Below are 24,677 nucleotides of genomic sequence, written 5' to 3'. Positions count from 1 at the left end.
CGCGCTCTCCGCCCACCCCACCTACCCTGAAGGGCATATGACGAACGCACGCGACTTCAACCTCGACGCCGAGCTGGACGCCACCGAGACCTGGGACGACAGCGAGGACGGCTGGGAGTCCGGGTACGCCGACGAGGCGACCGACTCCTGGGTCGAGGAGCCCGATCCCGAGGACACCGACGAGACCGTCGGTGAGATGGACCTCGCCGAGCGGCACGCCCTGCGCCGCGTCGCGGGGCTGCGCACCGACCTCGAGGACATCACCGAGGTCGAGTACCGCCAGCTCCGCCTCGAGCGGGTCGTGCTCGTCGGGGTGTGGACCGAGGGGTCGATCGAGGACGCCGAGAACTCCATGGCCGAGCTCGCGCTGCTGGCCGAGACTGCCGGCTCCGAGGTCCTCGACGCGATCTACCAGCGCCGCCAGAAGCCCGACCCGGCCACCTACATCGGCCGCGGCAAGGTCGACGGCCTGCGCGAGATCGTGCAGGCGACCGGTGCCGACACCGTGATCCTCGACGGTGAGCTGGCGCCCAGCCAGCTGCGCAACCTCGAGGACCGGCTCAAGGTCAAGGCCGTCGACCGGACCGCGCTGATCCTCGACATCTTCGCGCAGCACGCGAAGTCCAAGGAGGGCCAGGCGCAGGTCGAGCTGGCCCAGCTGAACTACATGAAGCAGCGCCTGCGCGGCTGGGGTGGCAACCTCTCCCGCCAGGCCGGCGGCCGGGTCGCGGCGGGTGCCGGTATCGGTGGTCGTGGTCCCGGTGAGACCAAGATCGAGACCGACCGGCGGCGGATCAACACCAAGATCGCCAAGCTGCGCCGCGAGCTGAAGGAGATGAAGGGGACCCGCGACACCAAGCGCCAGGAGCGCCGTCGCAACCACATCCCCAGCGTCTCCATCGCCGGCTACACCAACGCCGGCAAGTCCTCGCTGCTCAACCGGCTCACCGACGCCGGGGTGCTGGTCGAGGACGCGCTGTTCGCGACCCTGGACCCGACCACGCGGCGCACGACCACCGCCGACGGCCGCGTCTTCACGATGAGCGACACGGTCGGCTTCGTCCGGCACCTGCCCCACCAGCTCGTCGAGGCGTTCCGCTCGACGCTGGAGGAGGTCGCCGACTCCGACCTGATCCTGCACGTCGTCGACGGCTCCCACCCCGACCCCGAGGGCCAGCTGGCCGCGGTGCGCGAGGTGTTCGCCGAGATCAAGGCCGACCAGGTCCCCGAGCTGGTCATCATCAACAAGGCCGACGCCGCCGACCCGATGGTGCTGGCTCGGCTGCGCCAGCGCGAGCCCCACTCGGTGGTCGTGTCCGCGAAGACCGGGGAGGGCATCACCGAGGCCCTGCGCGTCATCGAGGGCGAGCTGCCCCGTCCGGGCGTGGAGTTCAAGGCGCTGCTGCCCTACGAGCGCGGTGACCTGATCAACCGGCTGCACCAGCACGGCGAGATCGACTCGATGGAGCACACCGGCGACGGCACGATCGTGCTCGGCCGGGCCAACGAGGACCTGGCCGGCGAGCTGGCGGCGTACGCGCTCTGACCTCGTCGGGACGTCATGCAGATCGAGGGTCCTAGGCCACGATCCGCATGACGTCCGCGGTCAGCGCGTGACCAGCCGCAGCGCCAGTCGCGGACAGGCGCGTACGGCGGCCCGGGCGTCGGCCAGCAGCTCGTCGGTGACGTCGCCCCCGACGATCGGGTAGCCCCACTCGTCGAGGTCGACCACCTCCGGCAGCAGCTCGTGGCACAGCCCGCGGGCCCGGCAGCTGGGCCAGTCCACCCGCAGCTGCCGGCTCACGACGCCTGCTCCCGGTGCTCAAGGGCGCAGCCCCCGGAGGCGTGCGCCCCGACCTCGTCGGGCAGGGCCGTGAGCAGCGAGGACACCAGGCGCGCGGTCCCGTCCGGGTGCGCGCACGCACCGCGACCGCTGACGAGCGCCGTGAGCTGGGCGACCCGGGCCGGCCCGGCGGTGCCGCAGAGCAGCGCGCGCAGGGCCTCGGCCAGCGCGGGCAGCCCGTTGCGGCACGGGCCGCACCTCCGCGCGCTCTGCCCGGCGAGGAAGTCGACGATGCCGCTGGTCAGCTCGACCGGGCAGGTGTCGGCCGAGGGGGTGAGGACCACACCGGCGCCCAGCGGTACGCCGAGGCGCCGCATCCTGTCGACCGAGACCCGGGCCCGGGACACGGTGTGCCAGGTGGCCCAGGAGCCGTGGAACCCGCCCACCAGCGCCGGGAGACCCACGGCGGTCTCGGGCAGGACGTCGCGCAGACGGGCGCCGTAGCCGACCTCGTGCACCTGCGGGACCTCGCCCGGGCGGGTCAGGGTGAGCAGGGCGGTCCCGGGCTCCCGGGTGGTGCCGTGCTCCCGGAAGGCGGCCTCGCCGCGCAGCGCGAGCAGGCCCACGTGGGCCCAGGTCTCGGCGTTCGACAGCAGCGTCGGGCGGCCGCGCAGGCCGTCGACGGCCTCGGGCGCCCACGCGGTCACCGGCAGGTTCGGTCGCCCCGACATCAGCTCGATCACCGCGCGGGCCTGGCCCGCCACGAAGCGCGGGGCCGCGTCGTGGTGGTGGACCGGGATGCCGTCCACGCGTGAGGCGAGCGCGCGCAGCATGCTGAGCCGGACCTGCGGCCGCTCGCCGGGCAGCACCACGTGCAGCTCCCCGGCACCCAGCGCCCGGGCGGTCGCCACCGCACCGTCCAGGACCAGGTGGGGGCTGGCCAGGGCGAGGGCGCTGTCCTTGGCGCTCGCGGGCTCACCCTCGCTGAGGTTCACCACGACCACCGGCCGGGGACGGGACGCGGCCGCCCGGAGCTTGGTGACGAACGGGAACGCCGCCCCGCCGCGGCCCCGGAGGCCGACCCGGTCGACGAGGTGCTCGAGCGCCGGCAGGCGCAGGGCCGGGAGGTCGCCGTACCGCTGTCGGTGTGCGTCGAGGGACGGCCCCCTCCCCAGCCCCTCGAGCAGGGCGGGTCCCTCGTGGATGCGGACCTCGTCCGGCACGGGCACGGGAGACGCGGGCACGGGAGAGATGGGGCGGGTCACGACAGGCTCCTCTCGGGCAGGCGGGTCCGGGCCAGCCGGACCAGCAGGGCCGCGAGCACGGCGGCCACGCAGGCCAGGGTGGGCAGGGCGACCCACCGGTGGGCCGGCGCGAGCAGGGTGGCCGGGTCGGTCCCGAGGTCGGTGCCGATGCCGAGGCCGTGCGCGACGGCCAGCGCCCACGCCCCCCAGGACAGCAGGTGCACGAGGTGCCAGGTGCGGTGTCGGAGCCGCGAGCGCAGCAGGCTGGTGACGACCACGACCGCCATCAGGTCCAGGGAGACCGTGCCCAGGCCCAGCCACAGGGGCAGGTAGCTCGCGCCCACCGGGACGAACGCCTGCCACCAGCGGATGTCGACATAGGTGTCGACGACGGCCGAGACCACGTGGACGCCGAGCAGCACCACCGACAGCAGCGCCAGGTTGCGGTGCAGCGACTGGGTGACGAATCGGGGGAGGCCGCGGCCGGCGCGCCCGTTCAGCGCGAGCACGCCGAGGACGGTGCTGGCGGTGAGCAGGACCAGCAGGACCACGCCGGTGCTGCGGTTGAGGTACCAGAGGAACGGGCCGTCGGTCATGCCGCACCTCCGTGGGTGGGTCGGTCCTCGCGGGGCCACGGCCCCACCGTGCGCACGCTCCCGTCGCGCGCCACCAGGCGCGCGGTGACCCCGCGGTCGGCCAGCCAGGCCGGGGCGGCCGGGCCGAGCACGACCGCGGCGGTCGAGGCGGTGTTGGCGCCGACGCAGGTGGCGCCCGTGGTCGTCACCGTCCGCCACACCTCCTCGGCCGGCAGGCCGGTGCGCGGGTCGAGCAGGTGGTGGCGTCGTACGCCGTGCCGCGTCCAGCGGCGGACCCGCGTGCTGGACGTGGCCACGCCGCCGCGGTCGAGGGCGACCAGTGCCTCGGGCGGGTCGCCGGGGCGCTCGGCGACGGCGACGGGCCACGGCGTCCCGTCCGGGCGGGCGATGCGCAGGTCACCGCCCACGCTGACGACGGCGGCGCCGGCGAGGTGCTCGGCGTACGCCGCGGCGACGAGGTCGGCCGCCCAGGCCTTCCCGGTCGCCCCCAGGTCGAGGGCGGTGCCGGTCGGGATTCTCAGGCCGCCCGCCGGATCGAGCCCTATCTCGCGCCAGGCGTCGGGATCCGGCGGCGACGGTGGGGTGGCGGGGACCTCGCCCTCGCACTCACCGAGCAGCGCGAAGTCGCGGTCGTAGCCGAGCTGGACCAGCGGTCGACCCAGCAGCGGGTGGACCAGCCCGTCGGTCGCCCGGGCGGCCTCGACGGCCGCGTCGACCGCCGAGACCAGCAGCGGGTCGACCTCGACCCACCGGCCCGGGTGGGCGTTCACCCGGCTCAGGTCCGAGTCGGCGCGGAAGCGGCTGCACACCTCGTCCACGTCGCGCAGCACCTCGGCCGCCAGCCGCCGGGCGGTGCCGAGGTCCCCCGGCCTCCGCACCCCGACGAACACCGTCGTGCCGAGTGCCTCGAAGGTCGTGGCGGTCATGGTCACGACCCGGTCGCCGGGGCCGGCGGCGGGGGCGGCGGCGGCGGGGGTGGCGGCGGGGGTGGCGGCGGAGGCGGCGGTGGCGGGGCCGCGGCCGGTCCCGGGGCGGGGGGTGCTGCCGGCGGCGGCGGCGCCGGCGCGGTGGGGGTGCTCACCGTGCCCCCGCCACCGACGTACGTGGGGGTGCTGGCCGCTGCGGTCACGTAGCGGGTGGTGACCCGGGTCCGGGTCGGCCGGTGCTTCAGCACGATCCGCGGGGCCTGGCTGCGGGCCTCGGCGAGCGCCTGCTGGCGGGCGACCCGCTCCTCCCACCTCGCTCGGGCCCGGGCCGCCCTGGCGGCCACGGCGTCCTGCTGGGCCTGGCGGCGGGCCTCCTGGTCGGCGTGGTCGCGCGCCGCGGCGCCGGCCAGCCAGCCGGTGGAGGTGAGGGCGCCGACCGCAGCGAGGCCGGTGGCGGCGCTGACGGCGAGGCGGTAGCGGTTCCGGCTCTCGGGGGAGAACGTCATGTCCGCCAGCGTCGGGGAGCCGGCGGCAAGCCGGCCTCAGGGCCGCGTCAAGTCCTCGTCAACCGCGGGCTTGACGTGGTCTTGAGGTTCTCGCGAGGCGCCCCTAGGTGTCGGGCCGCCACGCTGACCCGCATGAACCGCATCTCTGTCGGCATCATGACGTCCGCGCTGGTCATCGGCCTCGCCGGTTCGGTGGCGGCCTACCGCAACGTGGCCGAACCGGCCCCGAGTGCCGCGCCGGTGGCCGCGGCCGAGCCCGCGCCACCGCCGCCGCACCGACCGCTCGCCCAGGTCGTCCGGCCCGGCATCCGCGTGCGATGGGCGCCGTGCGCGCCGGGCACCCACCTCGAGAAGGGGGTCTGCGTGCGGGAGGTGGTGCGCACGGTCACGGTGCCGGCTCCGGCGGCCCCGGCACCGCCTGCCCCGGCGACAGCCGCGCCTCCCGCCCAGCCCGTGGCGGCCGCACCCCCGGCGGCACCCCCGGCGGCACCCGCGGCGACCCACGACGGCGAGTCCGGCGAACCGGAGGACCACGGTGATCAGCACGGTGACGACCACGGCGAGGACCACGAGGGTCACGAGGGTCACGAGGACGGCGGCGCCCCCCACGAGCCCCACGACGACTGAGCGGCTGCCCACCTCACCTGGGGCTGACCGGGAGCACGACCTGCACCGCCGTGCCGCCCTCGGGAGCGGCGCCGATCGTCAGGTGCCCCCCGCCGCCGGAGACGGTGCGCCGGGCGATGTCGAGCCCGAGCCCGGTGCTGCCCGGTCGTTCTCGCCGGGCGCCGGCCTTCATGCCGGCGCCGGAGTCGGCGACGACCAGCACCGCGCGGGTCCCGGTCTCGTCGCGGCCCAGCTCGACGCGCAGCGCGGTCCCCTCGGGGGTGTGCGCGAAGACGTTGTCGACGATCACGTCGACGAGGTCGGCGAGGTCGTCGGCCGCCAGCGGGACCGGCAGCGGACCGGGCGGCAGCCGGACCGTGAGCGCGCGGCCCTGGTCCTCGGCCAGCGCACCCCAGAAGGCCACCCGGTCACGCACCGCGGCCGTGGCGTCGCAGGTGGGCGCCAGGTCGGTGCGGACCGGTCGCCGGGCGTCGCGCACGATCGCGTCGATGGTCCGCTGCAGGACCGCGATGTGCTCGCCGAGCCGCTCGGCGAGCTCGGGGTCCGGCACCGCCTCGGCGTCCAGCCGCAGGGCCGTCACCGGGGTCCTCAGCCGGTGCGACAGGTCGCCCACCGCGGCCCGTTCGCTGGCGAGCAGCTCGGCCGTGCGCTCCGCGAGGCCGTTGAGGGCCCGGGCCAGCTCCTGGGTCTCCTCGGTGCCGCGCACGTCGGCACGCGCGGCGAGCTCGCCCTCGCGGAGCCGGTGCGCGGTGCCGGCCACCTCGCGGAGCGGCTCGCTGATCCGCCTCCCGAGCCGGGAGGCGAGGACCAGGGCCAGGACGAGCAGGAGCACCCCGAGCCCGATGATCCCGGCCCAGGCGCGGGCCACGCCCTGCCGGAGGTCGGCGGCGGTCACCGTGGAGCGGACGACCGCGGTCCCGTCCTCGACGACCACGGGGAGCAGCACGCGGCCGCCGGCACCGTCGACGACGGTGAAAGCCTCGCCGCGACGGGCCCGGAGCACCTCGGGGTCTCCCTTCATCGGCGGACCCGACCCGAGCTCCCGGCCGTCGCTGGTGAGCACCTGGGTGGTGGGCGCGCCGCGCCGGTCCAGCCCGGCCACCAGCTCCTCGAGCTGCGGGTCGTCGTGCAGCCCGGCCACCAGGATCGCCACGCTGCGCGCCTCCTGGTCGGCCGCCGCCATCGCCCGGTCCTCGGCCAGGGTCCGCACCAGCAGGCAGAGCGGGATCACGAACGAGACGACGACGACCGACGTCGTCGCGACCACCAGCCATGAGATCCGCCGACGCATCAGGGTTCCTCGGCGTCGGGATCCACCAGGCGCACCCCGACGCCGCGCACGCTGACCAGGTAGCGCGGCTCGGCAGCCGACTCGCCGAGCTTGCGGCGCAGCAGGGACAGGTGGACGTCGACGGTCCGGTCGGAGCCGCCGTACGCCTGCTGCCAGACCTCGGCCAGCAGCTCCCGCTTGGTGACCACCTCGCCGGCCCGGGACGCGAGGAGGAGCAGCACGTCGTACTCCTTGCGGGCCAGATCGAGGGGTACGCCGGCCAGGCTGGCCGTGCGGGAGCGCTCGTCGACGACCAGGTCGCCCACCCTGATGGGGGCCGGAGGTCCGCTGGCCCGGCCGCCGCGGCGCAGCACGGCCCTGATCCGGGCGGCGACCTGGTCGGTCCCGAACGGCTTGACCACGTAGTCGTCGGCGCCGCTGTCCAGCGCCCGGACCATCGTGGGGTCGTCGTCCTGGGCGGTGATGACGATGATCGGCACCTGGCTGGCGGCCCGGATCATGGAGATCAGCGTGAGCCCGTCGACGTCCGGCAGGCCGAGGTCGAGCAGCACCACCTCCGGGGCCTCGTGCAGGACGTGCTCGAGTCCGGCCAGGCCGGTGCCGGCCGTGGCCACGGCGAACCCCCGCTCCCGGAGGCCCCGCTGGACCGCGACGCGGATGGCGTCGTCGTCCTCGACCACCAGGATGCCGGTCATGCTCGAACCGTAGCCCCGCGTTGTGAGGGCGCTGCGAGGATGAACAGGTGAAGCCGTCCCGGGCCGTGGTGCTGGCGATCGTCACCTGGCTGGCGGTCGTGGCCGCGGGCTCGACCGCGGTGTGGCTGGTCATCTCCCGGGCGGGGGAGGACGTCGGCATGGCGACCCAGCGCGCCGTGCAGGCGGCTCCGACGCAGTAGGGTCCCGCCTCCGGGAGGAGTGCCACCCCGGGGCATCCGACGCCCTCGGCCCCGGCGTCCTCCGCCCCGGCCAGCTCCGCCCCCACCAGCTCCGCCCCCACCAGCTCCGGCCCCGCCCCCTCGGCGCCTGCGATCGGGCCGGGCGGCACCGTCGGCAGCCCGGGCCCGACCGCCCAGCGGCGCACCTGGCAGGGCGTCGGTGGCTACGTCACGGCGCAGTGCCGGGGCGGCGTGATCGGCCTGGTGGCGGCGCAGCCCGACAACGGGTTCTCGGTGACGGTGGGTGACCGCGGGCCGGAGGCGCTCGAGGTGCACTTCGAGGGGCGCGGCGGCGAGGACAGCCGGCAGTCCGAGGTGGCCGCCCGGTGCGTGGGGGGAGTGCCGCGGTTCGCCGTCCACACCGAGGGCGCGGGCGGCGACGACTGAGGCGTGCACCGGGCCGTCGATAACGGTTCGGTCGCGGACTGGGGATCTTTCGTGATTTCCCCGGTCTGGACCAGTCCGTGGCCGCATCATGGACCCGTGATCCATCGGGGGGTTGCGGGGAGGGTCCCGCTCACCAGTCTGCGCCGGCGCCAGGTCGGCCTCGCCGTCGTGCTCGTGGCGCTGCTCGCCGCGACGCTCAGCGGCTGGTTCGCCGAGCGGGCCCGCGGTGCGGACCCGTCCCGGTGCGAGCGGTTCGCCGCGGACTCGGTGGCCAGGGCCCACTCCGTGACCGGATCCGGCCAGCGGGTCGTGGTCATCGGTGACTCCTACTCCGCGGGCCTCGGCCTCGCCGACCCGGCCTCGTCCTGGCCCTCGCGGCTCCCCGGCAGCATCCACGTCGCCGGCTTCTCGGGCTCGGGGTTCAGCGAGGGCGCCAGCACCTGCGGCGCCGTGTCCTTCGCCGACCGGGCGCCGGCCGCCGTGCGCGGCGGCGCCGACCTGGTGGTCGTCGAGGGCGGGCTCAACGACTTCGACCAGCCGACCAGCGCGATCACCGCGGGCTTCGCTCGGCTGATGCGGGCGCTCGACGGGCACCCGGTGGTCGTGGTCGGGCCGGTCAGCGCACCCTCACGCGCCGGCGCGGTCCCGCGGGTGGACGCGCTGCTGGCCGGCCTCGCCGAGGAGTACGGCGTGGCGTACGTCGGCACCTCCGACCTCGCGCTGGACTACCTCGGTGACGACCTGCACCTGACGCCGGCCTCCCACCAGGCGTTCGGCGATGCCGTCGCGGCCCGGATCGCCCAGCACCCGGCCCGGCAGCCGGTGCTGGTCAGCGGCCGGCCAGCCGCCTGAGGTCGCGGAGGATCTCCTCGATCTTCACCGCCAGGGACACGTGTCCCTCGTCGTCGAAGAGGTGCGCCTGGGCCCCGGGCACGTGCGCCGCCAGCCACTCGCCGTGGGTGAACGGCACCATCGCGTCCTGACGGCCCTGCCACACCGCCACCGGCACCCGGATGGAGTCGAGGTCGAACCCCCACGGGCTGGTCGCGGCCAGCCCGTCGTCGCGGGCACCGATCACGCCCTGCGCGCCGGCGTGGTGCATGCTCCGGGCCAGGTAGTCACCGAGGGCGTCGGTGAACGCGGCCGCGTCCACGGGGGTCAGCAGGTCGCCCATCGCGGCCGCCACCTGGCCGGGCTCGGCCTGCAGGATCGGCAGGAAGTCCTCCGTGAGGTAGGCGGCGTACGCCTCGGGTCCCTGCTCGGCGGCGGCGTACTCCGCGCGGTTCTCCGGGGCCATCCCCTCGAACCAGTCCAGCCCCTCGACACCCTTGGGCGCCACGCCGGCCAGGGTCGCGGCGGCCAGGCAGCGGTCCGGCAGCTCGGCGGCGCAGGCGAGCGCGCGTGGGCCGCCGCCGGACCAGCCCAGCGTCACGAACTCGTCGACCCCGAGGTGGTCCAGGATCCGCACCGAGTCGGCGACGTCGTCGACGATGCGCGGCGGGCCGGCGGACCACGAGTAGGGCGTGGAGGTGCCGTAGCCGGGCCGGGAGTAGGTCACCAGGCGCAGCCCGAGCGAGCGCGCCACCTCGTCGAACGTCGGGTACGGCACGGCGGCCGTGGGCGAGCCGCCGTGGTAGAGCCAGGGCAGGCCGTCGGGGTCGCCCCCCGTGAGCACCTCCAGCGTCCGCCCGTCGTCGGTGTGCACCTCGATGTGGTCCGTCACGATTCCCCCTCGTCGTCTGGTCCCCTGGCACCCTAGCCCCGCGCCCCGACACCGGGGAGGACTCCTGCCCTGGGGACGGCCGCAGCACGCTGTCCGTGCCCGCGGTTAGGGTTCTCGGGTGCCACCCACCGCCCCCTCCACCAGCCCCGCGCCGACCCCGGAGACGACCCCGGACACGACCGCGGCCGGTGGTGTGCGCGAGGTGCTGGGCTCGGCGGTCACCGCGCTCGGCGGCAAGCAGCGCGACGGGCAGGTGCAGATGGCCGAGGCGGTCGCCGAGGCGATGACCGACGGCCGGCACCTGCTGGTGCAGGCCGGCACCGGCACCGGCAAGTCGCTGGCCTACCTGGTCCCCAGCCTGCTGCACGACCAGCGGGTGGTGGTCGCCACCGCGACCCTGGCCCTGCAGCACCAGCTGGTCGAGCGCGACATCCCGCGCCTGGTCGAGGCCGTGGGTGACCGGGTCGACGCGTCGTACGCCGTGCTCAAGGGCCGCTCCAACTACGCCTGCCTGCACCGGATCCGCGAGGGCGTGCCCGACGACCAGGGCGCGCTGGTGGAGATGCCGAGCGGGTCGATGGGCCAGAAGATCCTCGAGCTGCGCGCGTGGGCCGAGGAGGAGGCGGAGTCCGGCGGCAGCGGGGAGCGCGACAACGCCCCGCGGCACACCGACCGCGAGTGGCGCCAGGTCAGCGTCGGCCACCGCGACTGCCTCGGCGCCGCGAAGTGCCCGTTCGGCCAGGAGTGCTTCGTCGAGCTGGCGCGTGAGAAGGCCCACCGCTCCCACCTCATCGTCACCAACCACTCGCTGCTCGCGATCGACGCGATCGAGGGGGTGCCGATGATCCCGGACTACGACGTCGTGGTCATCGACGAGGCCCACGAGCTCGTGCAGCGGGTCACCCAGGCCGCCACCGACGAGCTGAGCGCTGGCGACGTCGAGCGGGCCGCCCGGCGCTCCCAGCGGTTCGTGGACGGCTCCGAGGCCGACGACCTCGCCGACGCCGCCGATGCCCTGCGCGACGCGATCGGGGAGTCCGACCCCGGCCGGTTCGAGCGGCTGCCGCAGCACCTCGGTGACGCGCTGGTGCTGGTGCGCGATGCCGCGCGGGCCTGCCTCTCGGCGTACCCCAAGGAGGGCGACTCCAGCGACGCCGACGCGGGCCGGACCCAGGCCAAGGGGTCGGTCCAGGAGGTCTTCGCGAACGCCGAGCGGATGGCCGCCGACCTCGAGTCCGACGTGCTGTGGCTCAGCGAGGGCGGCGATCGCATCCCGCCGCGCCTCTGCGTGGCGCCGCTGCAGGTGTGGGGCCCGATGCGCGACAAGCTGCTGACCGACAAGACCGTGGTCTTCACCTCGGCGACCCTGATGCTGGGCGGTGACTTCAGCTCGGTGGCGACCAGCGTCGGGCTCAAGCCCAGCGAGCGGATCATCGACGGCCAGGCGGTCGGCGGCGCCACCTCCGAGAGCGCGCTGCCCTGGCGCGGCCTCGACGTCGGCTCGCCGTTCGACTACGGGCAGCAGGCGATCCTCTACGTCGCCCGCCACCTGCCGCCGCCGGGTCGCGACGGCCTCGGCAAGGCCCAGCTCGACGAGATCTGCGAGCTGGTGGACGCGGCCGACGGGCGCACCCTCGGGCTGTTCTCGAGCCGGCGCGCCGCCGAGGCGGCCGCGGAGGCGGTCCGCGAGCGGCTCCCGCACCTGACCACGCTGGCGCAGGGCGACGCGCAGCTGCCCGAGCTGGCCAAGCAGTTCGTGGACGACCCCCACACCTGCCTGTTCGGCACGCTCAGCCTCTGGCAGGGACTCGACGTCCCGGGCGACACCTGCCAGCTGGTGATCATCGACCGGATCCCGTTCCCGCGGCCCGACGACCCGCTGATGAGCGCCCGGCAGAAGGCCGCCGACAAGGCCGGCGGCAACGGCTTCATGCAGGTCGCCGCGACCCACGCCGCGCTGCTGATGGCGCAGGGCGCCGGGCGGCTGATCCGCACCACCACCGACCGGGGCGTGGTGGCGGTGCTCGACCCGCGGCTCGCGACGGCGCGGTACGGCGGTTTCCTCAAGGCCAGCCTGCCGCCGATGTGGACCACCACCGACCCCGCGGTCGTCCGCAAGGCCCTGGCCCGGCTCGCCGGGAGCTGACGGGCAGCCTGCGCGGACCGTAGCGTCGTACGAAGTGGGGGCTAGAGGCCACGTCTCGTATGACGTCCGCGTCCCTCAGAGCCGCGCGTGCCCGTCCCAGCCGCCTCGCGGGGCGCCCACGCCGAAGAACGACGCCACGGTGGGCGCGACGTCGACGGTGTGCGCCCGGGCCGGGTCGGAGACCCCGCGGGGGACCCGCGGGTGGCCGCCGGCGACGAAGAACGGGATCGGCCGGGTGGCGGGGTGGCCGTGGTTGCCCGGGATCGGGTTGTCGGTCACCGGGTCGGGGTCGCTGAAGCGCCAGCCGGCGCGGCAGTAGACCACGACGTCGCCGGCCTCGGGGCCCAGGCGCAGGCTCGGCTCCCGCCGGTCGTGCGCGGTGAGCACGCCCGGGTGGGCGTGGGCGATCGCCCGCATCCGGTCCACCGCCCGGTCCCGGTCGCGGGCGGGGCCGGTCCAGTAGAGGAGGTCCGCGCCGCCGTTGTCGGCGATCTGCACGCGACCGGCGAGCAGCGGGTCCGCGTCCATCGGTGCCTGGAGGCTGACCACCTTGTCCGGGGTCGACCAGTCCATCGAGTGGTCGGCGAGCACGAGCAGCATCGAGTGCCGCCAGCGACCGGTGGACCGCAGCATGTCCACGAACCGCCCGACCTGGTGGTCGGTGTCGGCGAGGGCCGCCCGCCGCTGCAGCTTCAGCGTCGTCCCGGTCAGGTCGGCGTGGCCGAACCGGTCGATGTCGCCGAGATTGACGAACATGAAGTCGGGGTCGAGCCGGTCGACCATGGCGAGGGCGGCGTCCATCGTGAACTGGTCGGGTGCGTGCCCGGAGACGGGCACGACCGGCGCCGGCTCCCAGCGGTGCGTGGCGCGGGTGCCGAAGACGCCGTAGAGGTACTCCTTGCTCAGCACGGTGCCGGTGGTGAGCCCGTGCCGGTTCAGCCGGCCGATCACGGTGGGCGCCGCGATGTCGGTGGCCCGGTCCATGGTCCGGACCTCGCCGAGCCCGCGGTCGTAGATCGCGTTGGCGGGCACGCCCGAGCGGTCCGGCCGCACGCCGGTCATCATCATCACGTGGTTGGGGATCGTCTCCATCACCGGCAGTGAGGTGGCGCGGGGGAACCGCAGCCCGCGCTCGCGCAGGGCGTGCAGGTGCGGGGTCAGCAGGCCGTCGATCTCGTCGGGGCGGCAGCCGTCGACCACCAGCACGTAGGCCCGCTTGCGGTGCCGGCTGCGGCCGGTGGTCGCAGCCGCGGCGCCGGGCAGGCTCGAGAGCAGCAGCCCGGACGCGCCGGCGGTGAGCCCGGCCGACAACAGGGTGCGGCGACCGGCCCGCGCCTGCTCGAGGCCGGCGACGAACGCACCGGACGGTCGTTCAGGTCCGCACATCAGGAGCCCACCGGGCGGTCGACCGCCTCGACGCGTCCGGTGCCGGTCCGGGTCGCCCACGAGGTGGACCAGGTGATCGGGGTGTCGCGGTCGGCCCGGTCGCCGATGACGAACCAGTCCATCTGGGCACGGTCGGCGGTCAGGTCGAGCACCGAGAACCCGTGGCTGTCGAAGTCGAGGTACTTCACGTGCCGGTTGTTGGCCTTGATCGCCTCCTCGACCGGCACGCTGGTCGTCCGGGCGGGCGAGCCGGTGATGTCCTTGAGGTTGCTGGAGGTCACCGACGTGCACACGAACTCCACCCCCGCCGACTCCCCGAGCGGGTAGGTCGAGGCGTCGTACGGCAGCTCGGCGGCCCAGCCGGAGTGGATGTCGCCGGTGATGAAGAGCGCGTCGCTGACCTGGTGCCGGCGGATGTGCGCGAAGACCTCGCGCCGGTCGTCGGTGTAGCCGTCCCACTGGTCGACGTTGTACGGCGCCCCGTCGGCCGGCAGCAGTCCGGTGACGTCGTTGACCGGGTCGACGAGGTCGTCTGGGATCGCCCCGAAGTTCACCGGCGCGATCATCACCGGGTTGCCGACGACCTTCCACTGCACGGCGTCGTGCGAGAGCGAGTCCTTGAGCCAGTCCATCTGCTGACGGCCGGTGATGGTGCGGTCCGGGTCGCTCACCGCGGGATCGGGGTCGGGCACCGGGGTGGGGGCGACCGGCTGGACCTGGCGGTCGCGGTGGCTGCGCAGGTCGAGCATGCTGAGCTCGGCGAGGGTGCCGAACCGGAGCCGGCGGAAGAGCCGGTCGCCGTCACCCACGCGGACGCTGCCGTCGAGCCGGGCGGGCATCCACTCGTCGTACGCGCGGTGCGCCCGCGCCCGGCGGTCCCGGTAGCTGCCCTCGCCGCCGGCGCCGTGGCCGGGGGTGTGGTTCTCCGCACCGTCCCGCCAGGCGTCGTTGGCGGTCTCGTGGTCGTCCCAGGTGACGATCCAGGGGTACTTCGCGTGCAGGTCCTGCAGGTCGGGGTCGCGTTTGTACTGCCCGTGCCGCTGGCGGTAGTCGGCCAGCGACACCATCTCGTGGGCGGGCTGGTGGCTGCGGATGTCACGGTCGTCCGGGCCGTAGCCGTACTCGCCCGGCCCGTACTCGTAGAGGTAGTCGCCGAGGTGCACGACCGCGTGCAGGTCGTCGCGGGCGGCGAGCCCGCGGTAGGCGCTGAACCAGCCCGCCTGGAGGTTCGCGCAGGAGACGACACCGAAGCGCAGGTGGTCGGGGGTGGCGTCGTGTGTCGGGGCGGTGCGGGTGCGCCCGGCCCGGCTGGTGTGGCCGTCCCAGCGGAACCGGTAGTGGTACCACCGGGCGGGGTCGAGCCCCTTCACGTCCACCTTGACGGTGTGGTCGCGCTCGGGGCCGGTGGCGAAGCTGCCGCTGCGCACGACGTGGCGGAACTGTGCGTCGGTCGCCACCTCCCACGCCACGCGCACCCGCGGCCCCCTCCCGGAGCCGGGGGTGCTGGCCGGGGTGGGCGTGACCCGGGTCCAGATGACCACGGCGGTGGGGAGCGGGTCCCCGGACGCGACGCCGTGCCGGAACGCGCCACCACCCTCCCGGGCCGGGGAGGCCTGCGCGGTCGCCGGTGCAGCGGTCGGCGCGAGGCCGGCGAGGACGCCGCCGGCGGCGCCGGTCGCGAGGACGGTACGCCGCGGCAGCGGCCGGGCTCGCAGGGGCTTCGGGGTGGCGGCGCGTGGGGTGCTCACGCGTCCTCAACGCACGGGACCGGGTGGGGGTGACGGCGCGCGGGGTGTGAGCACCGTCAGTTCACCCGGGCGTCGCCGGGGAGTCAGCGGGGCAGCCAGTCGGGGAGAGTCAGTCGGCGGCGGCCGCGGCCGAGCCCTGGGTCGCGGTCAGGCTGTCGAGCTCGCGGTCGAGCTCGTCGTCGTCGACCGGCGCGGGCATGCCTTCCGCGGCCAGCCACCCGGCGACCACGACCAGCCAGCCGACGACCACGTCGATCACCCAGTGGTTGCCGGTGCCGACGATGACGACGGCGGTGCCGGCGGCGTACAGCCAGCCGAGCACCCGCAGCCAGTGCCAGCGGGCGTGCCGCTGCAGCGAGATCGCGACCCACAGCGCCCAGCCGGCGTGCAGCGACGGGAACGCGGCCAGCTCGTTGGTGAGCCCGCCGAGGCCGCGCGGCGCGGAGGCGTCCGCGCTCCACCAGCCGTCGGCGGCGTGCAGGCTGAGCACGTCGACGTACCCCTCGATGAACCGCGGCGGGGCGGTCGGCATCAGGAGGTAGGCGACCAGGCCGATGATGGTGCCGATCGCGAGCGCCCGTCGGGCCGGGATGTAGCAGCGCGAGCCGAGCCGGTAGAGCCAGAGCAGCACGGCGGCGGTGACGACGTAGTGGAGCGTGGCGTACCAGTAGCTGCCGATCAGCCCGATGACGTCGTTGTCGGTGAAGAGATGGTTGAGGGGCACCTCCCAGTGGATCCCGAGGTGCCGCTCGATGTGGAGGAGGTCGTGGGCGCGGGCCAGGGCAGGGCCCATCGCGGCGTCGGCGAAGAGGCGCGAGAGGCTGTAGGCGACCCACAGGCTCAGGACCAGCGCCAGCTCGAGGACGCCGCGCACGAGACGCGGGTATCGCTTACGGATACCCACGATCGCGGGAATGCTCGGGATGCTCACGGGTCCACTCTCAGGTCAGGCAGGGCACATCGCTATCAAGTATGCCCCTGACCTCCCCCTGAAGCCCGCTCATTATTACCTCGGGGTCACATTCGCCGCAGGACCGCGGTGACCTTCCCGAGGATGGTCGCGTGGGTGCCGTCGATGGGCTCGTAGGCGTCGTTGTGAGGGAGCAGCCAGACGTGGCCGTCCTTGCGCTGGAAGGTCTTCACCGTCGCCTCGCCGTCGATCATCGCCGCCACGATCTCGCCGTTCTGCGCGGTCTGCTCCTGGCGGATGACGACGTAGTCGCCGTTGCAGATGGCGGCGTCGATCATCGAGTCGCCGGAGACCTCGAGCAGGAAGAGCTGGCCGTCGCCGACGAGCTGCTTGGGCAGGGGGAAGACGTCCTCGATCCGCTCCTCGGCGAGGATCGGGCCGCCGGCCGCGATCCGGCCGAGGACGGGGACGTACTGCGCCGCGGGCACGGCGTCGCCGACGCCGGTCTCGTCGTACATCGTCTCGTCGGCTGCCGAGATCGACCGGCGGGCGGCCATCACCTCGGGCAGGAACACCTCGATGGCGCGGGGACGGTTGGGGTCGCGCTTGAGGAAGCCCTTCTCCTCGAGCACCTTGAGCTGGTGGGCGACGCTGGAGGAGCTGGTCAGGCCGACGGCGTCGCCGATCTCGCGCATGCTCGGCGGGTAGCCGCGCTTCTCGATGGAGTTCCTGATCGTGGTCAGGACGCGCTGCTGGCGCGGGGTGAGGCCGGTGGCGTCGGGCGGGCCGTCGGGAAGCTGGGTGACCTTGTCGGACTTCTTCGTGGCCATGCGGCTGCCTCCAGGCTCTGCGGCGGACGCTCCGGGGCGCCCCGGGCGAGTGGGGACCACGCTAGCCAAATCGACTGGGTGATTCAAACATCTGTTCGAAGGCGTGTCGCGGGTCGTGACGGGGGTGATCAGGCGTCGTCGGGGGCCCACACGTACTGCGGCATGGTGCACACCTCGACGTAGCCGAGCCGCTCGTAGACCGGTCGCCCCATGCTGCTCGCGACCAGGATCGACTCGTCGCACCCACGCCTCCGTCCCTCGCGCATCAGGGCGGCCGTGACGGCGTACCCGACACCGCGCCTGCGGGCCTGCGGGAGCGTCGCGACGTCGTAGATGCCCGCCGTGCGTCCGGTGATCCACACCGAGCCGCAGCCGACGGGCTCGCCGTCGAGGCTCGCCACGGCGTGCACCAGGCAGGCCGGGTCGAAGACCGTCAGCCAGTCCCGGAGAGGTGCGGCGAGGGAGCCGGGGATCTCGAACACCTCGCACATGAGTCGCGCGACGTCATGGTCCGACGCGTCGGTGCCGAGCGCGATCTCCAGGCCGGGCACCGCGCTCGTCTCGGCTCCGTGCTCCTCGGTGACGAGGGGGACGTGCATGCCCGGACTGTCCTCGCGGTGGGCGCCGATCCCGGTGAGCGCGCGGTCCAGGGCCTCGGACCAGGTGGACGGGCCGCACCACCACAGGAACGGGAGCCCGGCCTCGATGAACGGGGCCGCCGTCTCCTCGACGCGTGCCTGCTCGGTCCCGGGGGCGAACCGGGCGCCGACGACGTCGTTGAAGAGCGGGTGCGGCAGTCCGGTCCGGAACGTCGTGACGTCGGGGTCGGTCCCGGTCGTGACGAGCGGGGAGGTGGCCAGGACGCGGTGGAACTCCGCGAGGTTCACCTCGACGGCGTCGGCGCGCGGGTCGCTGGCCATCTTCGGAACGTACGCCGGGACGGGCCGTCTGCGCATGACGCATCTGGTTGACTCCGGCCATGCCCTTTGCCTCGAGCTGTGTCGTCACCGGAGGTGCCCGCGGGATCGGGCGGGGGATCGCCGAGCAGATGGTCGCCCGTGGCCACGCCGTCGTCGTCACCGACGTGGACGGGCCCGCTGCCGAGCGGACGGCCGCCGAGATCGGCGCCGTGCTCGGTCTTGCGCTCGACGTCCGCGACCCGGCCGCCCACGCTGCGGCCGCCGCGGAGGCCACGCGCCACGGCGAGCTCACCGCGTGGTTCAACAACGCCGGCGTCGGCGACGACGGCACGCTCTCCGCGCTCTCCGAGGAGGCGGTGCGGCGGCTGGTCGAGGTCAACGTCCTGGGCACGCTGTGGGGGATGCGCGCCGCGCTCGAGGCCTTCGGCCCCCGCGGCGGCGACATCGTGAACACCGCGTCGCTGTCGGGCTTCGGGCCGGTGCCGGGCTACAGCGTGTACGCCGCCACCAAGGCCGCGATCGTCTCGATCTCCATGTCGTGTGACGTGGAGACGCCGCGGGGCGTGCGCGTGCACGCGCTCTGCCCGGACGGCGTGCAGACAGCGATGCTGGACGGCCAGGACCCGGAAGGGATCGGGTCGGCGCTGGTGCACTCCGGCGGACGGATCCTCACCGTCGACGAGGTCGCCTCGGCCGCGGTCTCCCTGCTCGGCACCTCCCGGGTGGTGCGCTCGGTGCCGGGCTGGCGGGGCGGCGTGGTCCGGGCCTCGGCGCTCGCGCCCTCGGTCGCTGCGCGCGGGCTGGGACTGTTCGTCGCGCAGGGGCGGCGGGCGATGAAGCGGTCCGGCTCCGCCTGACCGGTCCCGAGAGCAGGGCAGTTCGCCCTCTCTTGGTTCCTCGTCGCGCTCGGTCTCGCCGGGTGGCGCTCGAACTGCCCGGCCGTGTGGTCGCGGCTCGTCATCCACAGGTCGGTGACGTGTGGGTTCCCCGCTCGTTGGACCTCTACTAGCGTGCTTGTCGGCGCTCGGTTCTCGGGTTTTCGGGTGCCGGTTCTCGGGGAAGGATCTGCGCGTGCATCGCTCTCGGATGGCGTTCGCTTTCGGACTCGCGTCTGCCCTGGTGCTGGGTGGGTGCTCGGATGATCCTGAGCCGAAGATGGCTCCGGCTCCGTCTGCATCGGCCTCGGTGAGTGAGTCCCCCTCGCCGAGCGAGTCGTCTGGGTCATCGCCTCGTGATGCCCAATCCGAGTTCATCGGGACGTACTTCGATTCGGTCTCGGATTCGATCTCAACAGGTGACACCGCTGCATTTATGAGCCTCTCTGACGAGAACTGTCAAAGCTGCAAGGCGCTGCAGCAAAACCTGCACAGTGCGTATCTCGGCGGCGGCCACATCGAGGGTGGCAAATGGGAGGTCACGTCCTCGGAGTTCGTTCGTGAGTCCAAGCGGGTTGGAGCAATTTGGAACGTCGACGTTGCCACTCAGCGCGAGCGCTGGTTCAACGGTGACGGTGATCAGGTCAAGACAGTCGTTGCCGGCGTCCAGCATCTAGGAGTGGCAATCCAGTCGACGCCTGATGGCTTGATCGTGCGCGAGATGAGACTTCGATGATCGTCAGAGCCTCCCTGCTCGCCATGGCCGTGGCACTTGGACCTTTCTCGGCTGCGACAGCGGACTCGAGCGGTTCGCATGGAGGTGCCAACGTCACGGCTAATGCTGGCGGCCTGACCACCCACTTCGTGCATCACTTCCCGGGGCAGTCGTCCAACGCCCCTGGCTCTGCAGACCAACCTTCTGAGGCGATCGCGTCCGAGGCGACGACATTCGTGGACGCGGGGCTGTTGACGAGTTTCTGCTCCGGCACGAACTGGACTGGGACGTGCAACCCAATCGAGGCTCAGACCGGGCCCGCTCCGACGCCGGCTGTTACCCAAGGCGTCGTGCTGGGAGCGCTGAAGAAGATCGAGTTGCCGAAGTCCGACCTGAAGGTCCAACCGCCGGGCGGCGAGACGCTGGTCAACTTCGAGACGAACTTCTACACCGAGCAGCAACCGTTCACGCGCACGGTGCGCCTGCTGGGGCAGCGAGTGGACCTGAAGATCTGGCCGAGCCAGTTCCGGTGGGTGTTCGGTGACGGGGACGAGCTGGCCAGCGCGAGCGCGGGGGCGCCGTACCCGGACCTGGAGATCACCCACGACTACCGCGCCAAGGGCGGGGTGAGCCCACGCGTGGACACGACGTACTCCGCCCAGTTCCGGGTCAACGGCGGGCCGTGGCGCGACGTCGACGGGACGGTCACGATTCCGGGTGCGCCGGAGCGATTGCGGGTGCGGACCGCGACGCCGGTCCTCGTCGGCTACCACTGAGATCTCGGAGTCCCATGTCGCGCCAGGCGCGAGAACCACTCCACGATCGCGCCTCGGAGTAGGGGCCATGCACCCGCGCGAGCGCACCCCCAAGCACTCGAACGCGTTCGAACAAATGTTCGTCACGGGTCTTGTGCCGTTCGAACACCTGCTCTAACCTCGTACACATGTTCGATCGAACGCCTGATCGACTCGATGGAAGCCGGATGGTCCAGACCAGTCCCACACGGACTGTCGGTGGCTCCCGTTAGACATCGGTTCGACAGCAGATCGATCACGACGACCGAGGCTGACCGCCACTTCCCCAGGAGGTCCCGATGAGCACGATGACCGCGAGCACCACCTTCCGCCCGACCGTGGTGCGCACGCCCGCCACCCGGACGACCCGCACGGCCCCGATCGGCCACGCAGGCGGCCAGGTCCGGCTCACCCGTCGCGGCCGGCTCGTCGTCTTCGCGCTCGCCCTGCTCGTGGTCCTCGGCCTCGGCCTGTTCTGGGCGGCTGGGTCGGTCGCGACCGAGCAGCCCGGCACCCCCGAGCCCACCCGTGTGGTGATGGTCGGCTCCGGCGAGACCCTCTGGGCGATTGCCGCCGACATCGCCGACGACGGCGACGTCCGCGGCATGGTGGAGCGGATCGAGCGGCTCAACGCCCTCGACTCCGCGATGGTGCAGGCCGGCCAGCGCCTGCGCGTCCCGGCGGGGGACTGACCCGCCGACGCAAGACTTCGCCAGCCGACTCGACCCCGGCTGGCGAGCCGGGGAAGACGAGGGGTGGGGCCTGGGGAGGCTCCGCCCCTCGCGGCATTTCCGCCACGTCGCTAGCGTCGCGCCATGGCCGGCTACTCAGGCACCCCGCTGGTGCGCAAGCTCGGCATCAAGGACGACCATGTCCTCTTCCTCGACGGCGCCCGCGACGCCCTGGACCTCGGCGAGGTCGCGGCCCGCGTCGTACGCCGTCTGCCGCGGCAGGCCGACGTCACCCTCACGTTCCACACCCGGCGCGGAGCGCTGGAAGCCCGGCTCCCGACCCTGTTCGAGCGGACGGCTCGTGACGGCATGGTCTGGGTCTGCTGGCCCAAGAAGGCCGCGCAGAGGACGACCCGCAACCCCGACGGCCTCGAGTCCGACCTCGACGAGAACATCGTGCGCGGGCTCGGCCTCGAGCTGGGGTTCGTCGACGTCAAGGTCGCCGCGATCGACGAGACCTGGTCGGGGCTGAAGTTCGTCCGCCGCCTGGCCGACCGCTGAGGAATCGACGAGAGAAAGGTCAGCGAGCGGCGCGCCGGCCGCCCGGGGTGCGGACCTGCGGCACAGCCGGGGGTGCGAGCGGAGCGGGGTCCTCCGGAGCAGGGGAGGGCGCGTCGTGGGTGATCCCCAACCGGCGCAGCAGCCGGGTCACCAGCATCAGCCCGGCGAACAGGCACGCGACCGCACCCGCTGACGCGAGGGCGAGGAACCACCAGGCGCGCGAGTCGCCCGAGCGGGCGGTGGAGCCGAAGTCGATGGCGGCGTACACGAGGTACCCCCACGCCACCACGCAGACCGTGACCCCGACGGCGAGCAGCAACAGGGTCGGCGAGAACGACGGTGCCCGTTTCGATGCCCGTCGTGACCCTGCGCGCTTCCCCCGGCTTCCCACAGTCACATTGTGACCGATCGTGAGGGTCGCCACGCCGTCGGGCCGGCACTTCGATCCGGATCGCGACACGAATGTCAAGTGCCGTATGGGGGATCTGTGCGCCGTGTGGCGTGGCTTACCCTGTGCCCGTGGTGGAGGGGTTGGGCTCCGCGGGGGATGCGCCCTCGGAGCAGCTTGAAGAGGGGCCGCGAGGACCGCTGGGGCACTTGTCCCGACTGGGGTTCGCGCTGCGCAGCGCGCACGACGTGGACCAGATCGCGCGCTTCCTGATCACCGACCTCGTCGAGCTCCCGGGAGTCTGTCGCGTCGGGATGGCGCTCACCGAGGGTGGCGGGCGCCGGCTCCGGTTCGTCGCCAACGAGCGGGTCGCCCCCGAGGGGCTCGAGTGGTGCCACATCGACAGCTACGAGGACGTGCCGCTCACCGCCGTGGTCCGCACCGGCGAGCCCGTGTTCGGCAACCTCGACCAGCTCGAGCGCGAGTACGCCGACATCGTCCGTCGCCAGCGTGCGGACGGTGTCGAGGCGATGGCGGCCTGGCCGCTGCCCGGCACCGGCTCGCCAATCGGCGGCATCATCCTGTTCTTCTGCAAGCCGCAGGAGTTCACCGAGGCCCAGCGCGGGCTGCTCGACGCGACCGCGCGCCGGGTCGCCGACGCCGTACGCCGCGTCCGCGTCACCAGCGGCCGCGGGCCTGGCGACGCCAGCCCGGACGACCCCGCGCTGATCGGCGACGGACGGCGCAACGCGGTGCTGCTGGAGAGCGACCCACGGGCGCCCGGCGCGGCCCGTCGGTTCCTGCGCGAGCAGCTGGCCGCGTGGCAGATCGACGCCGACACGGTCGACACCGCGCAGCTGTGCCTCTCCGAGCTGGTCACGAACGTCGTGATGCACGCCCGGACCACTTCCGAGCTCACCGTGCACCTCGAGGACGGCGTCCTCACCGTCGTGGTCCGTGACCTGGGCGGCTCGAGCCGCTCCGGCGACCCCGGTGTCATCGCGCCGCCGGGGGAGGGCGAGGACCCGCTGCGGGTCTACGGTCGCGGGCTGATGCTCGTCGACGCGCTCGCCGACCGCTGGGGCTCCGAGGTCGACGCGAGCGGCACGACCGCGTGGTTCGCGCTCGAGCTCGCCTCCGCGCAGGGCTCGTCGGCCCAGACCGGCTGACGCACGCCGCGCCTTGGCCCGACTTGTCAGGGTGGCGCCATGGAGGTGCTCCCGGACATCGTCGGACCGGAACCCCGCGTCGTCTTCTGCGGCATGGCGGGCGCGCAGAGCCGGCGCGGTCGCGACCACTACTACGAGACGCCCGGCAACGCATTCTGGGAGCTGCTGCACGCCAGCGGGCTGACGCCGACCCGGCTCGCCCCCGGCGACGACGCCCGGCTGGTCGAGCACGGGCTCGGGCTGACCGACCTGGTGCGCCACCCGACCGACCCGCCGACGTACGACGTGGACGAGCTGGTGGCCAAGCTCGAGCGCTGGCGGCCGGAGTGGCTCGCCTTCACCAGCAAGGGCGTCGCGCACGCCGCGGCGCGGGTGCTCGGCGTACGCCGTCCCGGGCTCGGGATCGCCGACTGGGAGCTGGCGGGGGCGCAGGTCTTCGTGCTCCCCGGGCCCAGTGGCGCGAACCGGCGGCACGACTACGACGGCCGGCCGGACCGGCTCTCGTGGTGGCGCGACCTGGCCGGGTTGGCGGGCGGCGACTGAGCATGTGGGGTGACCCAGTCGCCGTCCGCGTGTGCACACCTCATCAGGGGCGGGAGGGGGTCCGGGGAGCCCGGTCCCAGACATCGCCAAAGTTGGTCACGATGGGCCCGCGACACGCCCGGATCAGACCGGTCCACCGCCCCTGACCTGCGGTTTTCCTCCTGGGCGGGGACATACCTCCGGTACTTGTCGCGTTCGCTTGCGAAGGCCTGTGGTCGGGGCGTACGGTTACCACTACATCTAGTACTTACACCGGTGTAGTTATCCACATCTAGTTCACAGCTAGGCGCGGAAGACCCACAGGTGACCGGGTGTTCTACACAGCAAGACCCCCGTTTTCCACAGCCTCTGCACACCCGTCGAGGGTGTCTGTGGCGACCCCGGAGGACGGGCGAACGCGCACATGAGAGGGGGACCCGATGCACTGTCCGTACTGCCGCAACACCGACACCCGGGTCCTCGACTCCCGCGTGGCCGACGACGGCGGCTCGATCCGCCGCCGTCGTACCTGCCCGGCGGAGAACGGCGGCTGCGGCAAGCGGTTCACGACCGTCGAGCAGATGCAGTTGACCGTGCTCAAGCGCAGCGGCGCCACCGAGCCGTTCACCCGTGACAAGGCCGTCGCCGGTGTCCGGAAGGCCTGCAAGGGCCGCCCGGTCTCCGAGGACGACCTGGCCTGCCTGGGCCAGGCCGTCGAGGACGCGCTGCGCAGCGAGGGCTTCGCGGAGGTCCCGGCCCACCAGGTGGGCCTGGCCATCCTCGGCCCGCTGCGCAAGCTCGACGAGGTGGCCTACCTCCGGTTCGCGAGCGTCTACCGCGCGTTCGAGTCGGCGGACGACTTCGAGGACGAGATCGCGATGCTGCGCGCCGAGCGCACCGCGGTCCCCTCGACCCCCGGCGAGCTGCTCGACGCGGCCGCCTCGGCCCCGCCGGGCTGACCCAGACCGCCCGGCGTGTGTAGTGGGGAAGCTGCGCGCGCCGGGCGAACCAATTCTTCCCCCGAC

The 24,677-nt window shown here is 73.6% G+C and carries 28 protein-coding genes; 14 read left to right on the top strand and 14 right to left on the bottom strand.

Annotated features, from left to right (window positions below):
- Positions 1–37 precede the first annotated feature (37 nt).
- On the top strand, positions 38–1,546 hold the full coding sequence (gene hflX / locus ACZ43H_RS16110) for a GTPase HflX (protein WP_464584519.1): 1,509 nt from the start codon (positions 38–40) through the stop codon (positions 1,544–1,546).
- Positions 1,547–1,606: 60 nt separating this feature from the next.
- Here hflX and ACZ43H_RS16105 read toward each other — a convergent pair whose 3' ends face one another.
- Genes ACZ43H_RS16105 through ACZ43H_RS16085 form a run of 5 tightly spaced genes read right to left on the bottom strand, consistent with a single transcriptional unit; the run spans position 1,607 to position 5,055 of the window.
- Positions 1,607–1,804 (bottom strand): ferredoxin, encoded by a 198-nt coding sequence (locus tag ACZ43H_RS16105; protein ID WP_464584517.1) that lies wholly within the window; start codon positions 1,802–1,804, stop codon positions 1,607–1,609.
- Positions 1,801–3,048 (bottom strand): NADH-ubiquinone oxidoreductase-F iron-sulfur binding region domain-containing protein, encoded by a 1,248-nt coding sequence (locus ACZ43H_RS16100; RefSeq protein WP_464584515.1) that lies wholly within the window; start codon positions 3,046–3,048, stop codon positions 1,801–1,803. Before ACZ43H_RS16100 ends, ACZ43H_RS16105 begins: the two co-directional genes overlap by 4 nt.
- Positions 3,045–3,623: a ferric reductase gene (locus tag ACZ43H_RS16095; RefSeq protein WP_464584513.1), complete on the bottom strand. Its 579-nt coding sequence runs from the start codon at positions 3,621–3,623 to the stop codon at positions 3,045–3,047. Before ACZ43H_RS16095 ends, ACZ43H_RS16100 begins: the two co-directional genes overlap by 4 nt.
- Positions 3,620–4,549 (bottom strand): FAD:protein FMN transferase, encoded by a 930-nt coding sequence (locus ACZ43H_RS16090; protein WP_464584511.1) that lies wholly within the window; start codon positions 4,547–4,549, stop codon positions 3,620–3,622. The genes ACZ43H_RS16095 and ACZ43H_RS16090 overlap by 4 nt, the downstream gene beginning before the upstream one ends.
- A gap of 2 nt (positions 4,550–4,551) precedes the next feature.
- Complete coding sequence (locus tag ACZ43H_RS16085; RefSeq protein ID WP_464584509.1) at positions 4,552–5,055, bottom strand: hypothetical protein; 504 nt, start codon at positions 5,053–5,055, stop codon at positions 4,552–4,554.
- Positions 5,056–5,187: 132 nt separating this feature from the next.
- Here ACZ43H_RS16085 and ACZ43H_RS16080 point away from each other — a divergent pair, with 132 nt between their 5' ends.
- On the top strand, positions 5,188–5,682 hold the full coding sequence (locus ACZ43H_RS16080) for a hypothetical protein (RefSeq protein ID WP_464584507.1): 495 nt from the start codon (positions 5,188–5,190) through the stop codon (positions 5,680–5,682).
- Between the two features lie 13 nt (positions 5,683–5,695).
- Here ACZ43H_RS16080 and ACZ43H_RS16075 read toward each other — a convergent pair whose 3' ends face one another.
- Together ACZ43H_RS16075 and ACZ43H_RS16070 are read right to left on the bottom strand one after the other, a co-directional pair.
- The gene (locus ACZ43H_RS16075; RefSeq protein WP_464584505.1) at positions 5,696–6,973 is read right to left on the bottom strand and encodes a sensor histidine kinase; all 1,278 of its coding nucleotides are present in this window, start codon (positions 6,971–6,973) and stop codon (positions 5,696–5,698) included.
- A complete protein-coding gene (locus tag ACZ43H_RS16070; RefSeq protein ID WP_464584503.1) occupies positions 6,973–7,668 on the bottom strand; it encodes a response regulator transcription factor in 696 nt (231 codons plus the stop codon). Before ACZ43H_RS16070 ends, ACZ43H_RS16075 begins: the two co-directional genes overlap by 1 nt.
- A 47-nt stretch (positions 7,669–7,715) precedes the next feature.
- Here ACZ43H_RS16070 and ACZ43H_RS16065 point away from each other — a divergent pair, with 47 nt between their 5' ends.
- The 3 genes from ACZ43H_RS16065 to ACZ43H_RS16055 all read left to right on the top strand — a co-directional run bounded on the left by ACZ43H_RS16065 (position 7,716) and on the right by ACZ43H_RS16055 (position 9,146).
- Positions 7,716–7,868, top strand: a complete 153-nt coding sequence (locus ACZ43H_RS16065; RefSeq protein ID WP_464584501.1) for a hypothetical protein — start codon at positions 7,716–7,718, stop codon at positions 7,866–7,868.
- Between the two features lie 231 nt (positions 7,869–8,099).
- A complete protein-coding gene (locus ACZ43H_RS16060; protein WP_464584499.1) occupies positions 8,100–8,294 on the top strand; it encodes a hypothetical protein in 195 nt (64 codons plus the stop codon).
- A gap of 96 nt (positions 8,295–8,390) precedes the next feature.
- Positions 8,391–9,146, top strand: coding sequence for an SGNH/GDSL hydrolase family protein (locus tag ACZ43H_RS16055; RefSeq protein WP_464584497.1), 756 nt, complete (start codon positions 8,391–8,393; stop codon positions 9,144–9,146).
- Here ACZ43H_RS16055 and ACZ43H_RS16050 read toward each other — a convergent pair.
- The gene (locus ACZ43H_RS16050) at positions 9,124–10,017 is read right to left on the bottom strand and encodes an alpha/beta fold hydrolase (protein ID WP_464584495.1); all 894 of its coding nucleotides are present in this window, start codon (positions 10,015–10,017) and stop codon (positions 9,124–9,126) included. The two genes, ACZ43H_RS16055 and ACZ43H_RS16050, sit on opposite strands and share 23 nt — an antisense overlap.
- A 118-nt stretch (positions 10,018–10,135) precedes the next feature.
- On the opposite strand from ACZ43H_RS16050, the gene ACZ43H_RS16045 reads away from it, so the two are divergent.
- The gene (locus ACZ43H_RS16045) at positions 10,136–12,163 is read left to right on the top strand and encodes an ATP-dependent DNA helicase (protein ID WP_464584492.1); all 2,028 of its coding nucleotides are present in this window, start codon (positions 10,136–10,138) and stop codon (positions 12,161–12,163) included.
- Between the two features lie 75 nt (positions 12,164–12,238).
- Here the strand turns inward: ACZ43H_RS16045 and ACZ43H_RS16040 are convergent, their stop codons facing one another.
- The 5 genes from ACZ43H_RS16040 to ACZ43H_RS16020 form a co-directional block, all read right to left on the bottom strand.
- On the bottom strand, positions 12,239–13,549 hold the full coding sequence (locus ACZ43H_RS16040) for an alkaline phosphatase family protein (protein ID WP_464584490.1): 1,311 nt from the start codon (positions 13,547–13,549) through the stop codon (positions 12,239–12,241).
- The gene (locus tag ACZ43H_RS16035; RefSeq protein WP_464584488.1) at positions 13,549–15,297 is read right to left on the bottom strand and encodes an alkaline phosphatase D family protein; all 1,749 of its coding nucleotides are present in this window, start codon (positions 15,295–15,297) and stop codon (positions 13,549–13,551) included. Before ACZ43H_RS16035 ends, ACZ43H_RS16040 begins: the two co-directional genes overlap by 1 nt.
- A gap of 109 nt (positions 15,298–15,406) precedes the next feature.
- A complete protein-coding gene (locus tag ACZ43H_RS16030) occupies positions 15,407–16,228 on the bottom strand; it encodes a phosphatase PAP2 family protein (RefSeq protein ID WP_464584486.1) in 822 nt (273 codons plus the stop codon).
- Positions 16,229–16,314: 86 nt separating this feature from the next.
- On the bottom strand, positions 16,315–17,037 hold the full coding sequence (gene lexA, locus ACZ43H_RS16025; protein ID WP_379176680.1) for a transcriptional repressor LexA: 723 nt from the start codon (positions 17,035–17,037) through the stop codon (positions 16,315–16,317).
- 128 nt (positions 17,038–17,165) lie between these two features.
- Positions 17,166–17,957, bottom strand: a complete 792-nt coding sequence (locus ACZ43H_RS16020) for a GNAT family N-acetyltransferase (protein ID WP_464584484.1) — start codon at positions 17,955–17,957, stop codon at positions 17,166–17,168.
- 59 nt (positions 17,958–18,016) lie between these two features.
- Between ACZ43H_RS16020 and ACZ43H_RS16015 the strand changes: the two genes are divergently transcribed.
- The 5 genes from ACZ43H_RS16015 (at position 18,017) to ACZ43H_RS15995 (ending at position 21,573) form a co-directional block, all read left to right on the top strand.
- Positions 18,017–18,814, top strand: coding sequence for an SDR family NAD(P)-dependent oxidoreductase (locus ACZ43H_RS16015; RefSeq protein ID WP_464584482.1), 798 nt, complete (start codon positions 18,017–18,019; stop codon positions 18,812–18,814).
- Positions 18,815–19,028: 214 nt separating this feature from the next.
- Positions 19,029–19,568, top strand: coding sequence for a DUF6318 family protein (locus tag ACZ43H_RS16010; RefSeq protein WP_464584480.1), 540 nt, complete (start codon positions 19,029–19,031; stop codon positions 19,566–19,568).
- Positions 19,569–19,897: 329 nt separating this feature from the next.
- Positions 19,898–20,323, top strand: a complete 426-nt coding sequence (locus tag ACZ43H_RS16005) for a hypothetical protein (protein WP_464584478.1) — start codon at positions 19,898–19,900, stop codon at positions 20,321–20,323.
- A gap of 317 nt (positions 20,324–20,640) precedes the next feature.
- Complete coding sequence (locus tag ACZ43H_RS16000) at positions 20,641–21,033, top strand: LysM peptidoglycan-binding domain-containing protein (protein ID WP_464584476.1); 393 nt, start codon at positions 20,641–20,643, stop codon at positions 21,031–21,033.
- A gap of 123 nt (positions 21,034–21,156) precedes the next feature.
- Positions 21,157–21,573 (top strand): DUF3052 domain-containing protein, encoded by a 417-nt coding sequence (locus ACZ43H_RS15995; protein ID WP_464584474.1) that lies wholly within the window; start codon positions 21,157–21,159, stop codon positions 21,571–21,573.
- Positions 21,574–21,592: 19 nt separating this feature from the next.
- On the opposite strand, the gene ACZ43H_RS15990 is transcribed toward ACZ43H_RS15995, so the two are convergent.
- Positions 21,593–21,892, bottom strand: coding sequence for a hypothetical protein (locus ACZ43H_RS15990; RefSeq protein ID WP_464584472.1), 300 nt, complete (start codon positions 21,890–21,892; stop codon positions 21,593–21,595).
- A 278-nt stretch (positions 21,893–22,170) separates the two neighbouring features.
- Here ACZ43H_RS15990 and ACZ43H_RS15985 point away from each other — a divergent pair, with 278 nt between their 5' ends.
- The 3 genes from ACZ43H_RS15985 to nrdR all read left to right on the top strand — a co-directional run bounded on the left by ACZ43H_RS15985 (position 22,171) and on the right by nrdR (position 24,611).
- Positions 22,171–23,130, top strand: coding sequence for an ATP-binding protein (locus ACZ43H_RS15985; RefSeq protein WP_464584470.1), 960 nt, complete (start codon positions 22,171–22,173; stop codon positions 23,128–23,130).
- 39 nt (positions 23,131–23,169) lie between these two features.
- Positions 23,170–23,673, top strand: coding sequence for a mismatch-specific DNA-glycosylase (locus ACZ43H_RS15980; RefSeq protein WP_464584468.1), 504 nt, complete (start codon positions 23,170–23,172; stop codon positions 23,671–23,673).
- Between the two features lie 419 nt (positions 23,674–24,092).
- On the top strand, positions 24,093–24,611 hold the full coding sequence (gene nrdR, locus ACZ43H_RS15975; RefSeq protein WP_379176660.1) for a transcriptional regulator NrdR: 519 nt from the start codon (positions 24,093–24,095) through the stop codon (positions 24,609–24,611).
- The last annotated feature ends 66 nt before the right edge of the window (positions 24,612–24,677 follow it).

Source organism: Nocardioides sp. DN36, assembly GCF_055380375.1.
Note: the sequence above shows the minus strand (reverse complement) of the source record. Positions and strands in the feature narration are given on the sequence as shown.

Excerpts from the sequence above, each read along its gene's own strand:
- hflX (WP_464584519.1), top strand. The coding sequence starts at position 38 with ATGACGAACGCACGCGACTTCAACCTCGACGCCGAGCTGGACGCCACC.
- ACZ43H_RS16095 (WP_464584513.1), bottom strand. The coding sequence starts at position 3,623 with ATGACCGACGGCCCGTTCCTCTGGTACCTCAACCGCAGCACCGGCGTG.
- ACZ43H_RS16090 (WP_464584511.1), bottom strand. The coding sequence starts at position 4,549 with ATGACCGCCACGACCTTCGAGGCACTCGGCACGACGGTGTTCGTCGGG.
- ACZ43H_RS16085 (WP_464584509.1), bottom strand. The coding sequence starts at position 5,055 with ATGACGTTCTCCCCCGAGAGCCGGAACCGCTACCGCCTCGCCGTCAGC.
- ACZ43H_RS16080 (WP_464584507.1), top strand. The coding sequence starts at position 5,188 with ATGAACCGCATCTCTGTCGGCATCATGACGTCCGCGCTGGTCATCGGC.
- ACZ43H_RS16075 (WP_464584505.1), bottom strand. The coding sequence starts at position 6,973 with ATGCGTCGGCGGATCTCATGGCTGGTGGTCGCGACGACGTCGGTCGTC.
- ACZ43H_RS16070 (WP_464584503.1), bottom strand. The coding sequence starts at position 7,668 with ATGACCGGCATCCTGGTGGTCGAGGACGACGACGCCATCCGCGTCGCG.
- ACZ43H_RS16040 (WP_464584490.1), bottom strand. The coding sequence starts at position 13,549 with ATGTGCGGACCTGAACGACCGTCCGGTGCGTTCGTCGCCGGCCTCGAG.
- lexA (WP_379176680.1), bottom strand. The coding sequence starts at position 17,037 with ATGGCCACGAAGAAGTCCGACAAGGTCACCCAGCTTCCCGACGGCCCG.
- ACZ43H_RS16020 (WP_464584484.1), bottom strand. The coding sequence starts at position 17,957 with ATGGCCAGCGACCCGCGCGCCGACGCCGTCGAGGTGAACCTCGCGGAG.
- ACZ43H_RS16015 (WP_464584482.1), top strand. The coding sequence starts at position 18,017 with ATGCCCTTTGCCTCGAGCTGTGTCGTCACCGGAGGTGCCCGCGGGATC.
- ACZ43H_RS16000 (WP_464584476.1), top strand. The coding sequence starts at position 20,641 with ATGAGCACGATGACCGCGAGCACCACCTTCCGCCCGACCGTGGTGCGC.
- ACZ43H_RS15995 (WP_464584474.1), top strand. The coding sequence starts at position 21,157 with ATGGCCGGCTACTCAGGCACCCCGCTGGTGCGCAAGCTCGGCATCAAG.
- ACZ43H_RS15980 (WP_464584468.1), top strand. The coding sequence starts at position 23,170 with ATGGAGGTGCTCCCGGACATCGTCGGACCGGAACCCCGCGTCGTCTTC.
- nrdR (WP_379176660.1), top strand. The coding sequence starts at position 24,093 with ATGCACTGTCCGTACTGCCGCAACACCGACACCCGGGTCCTCGACTCC.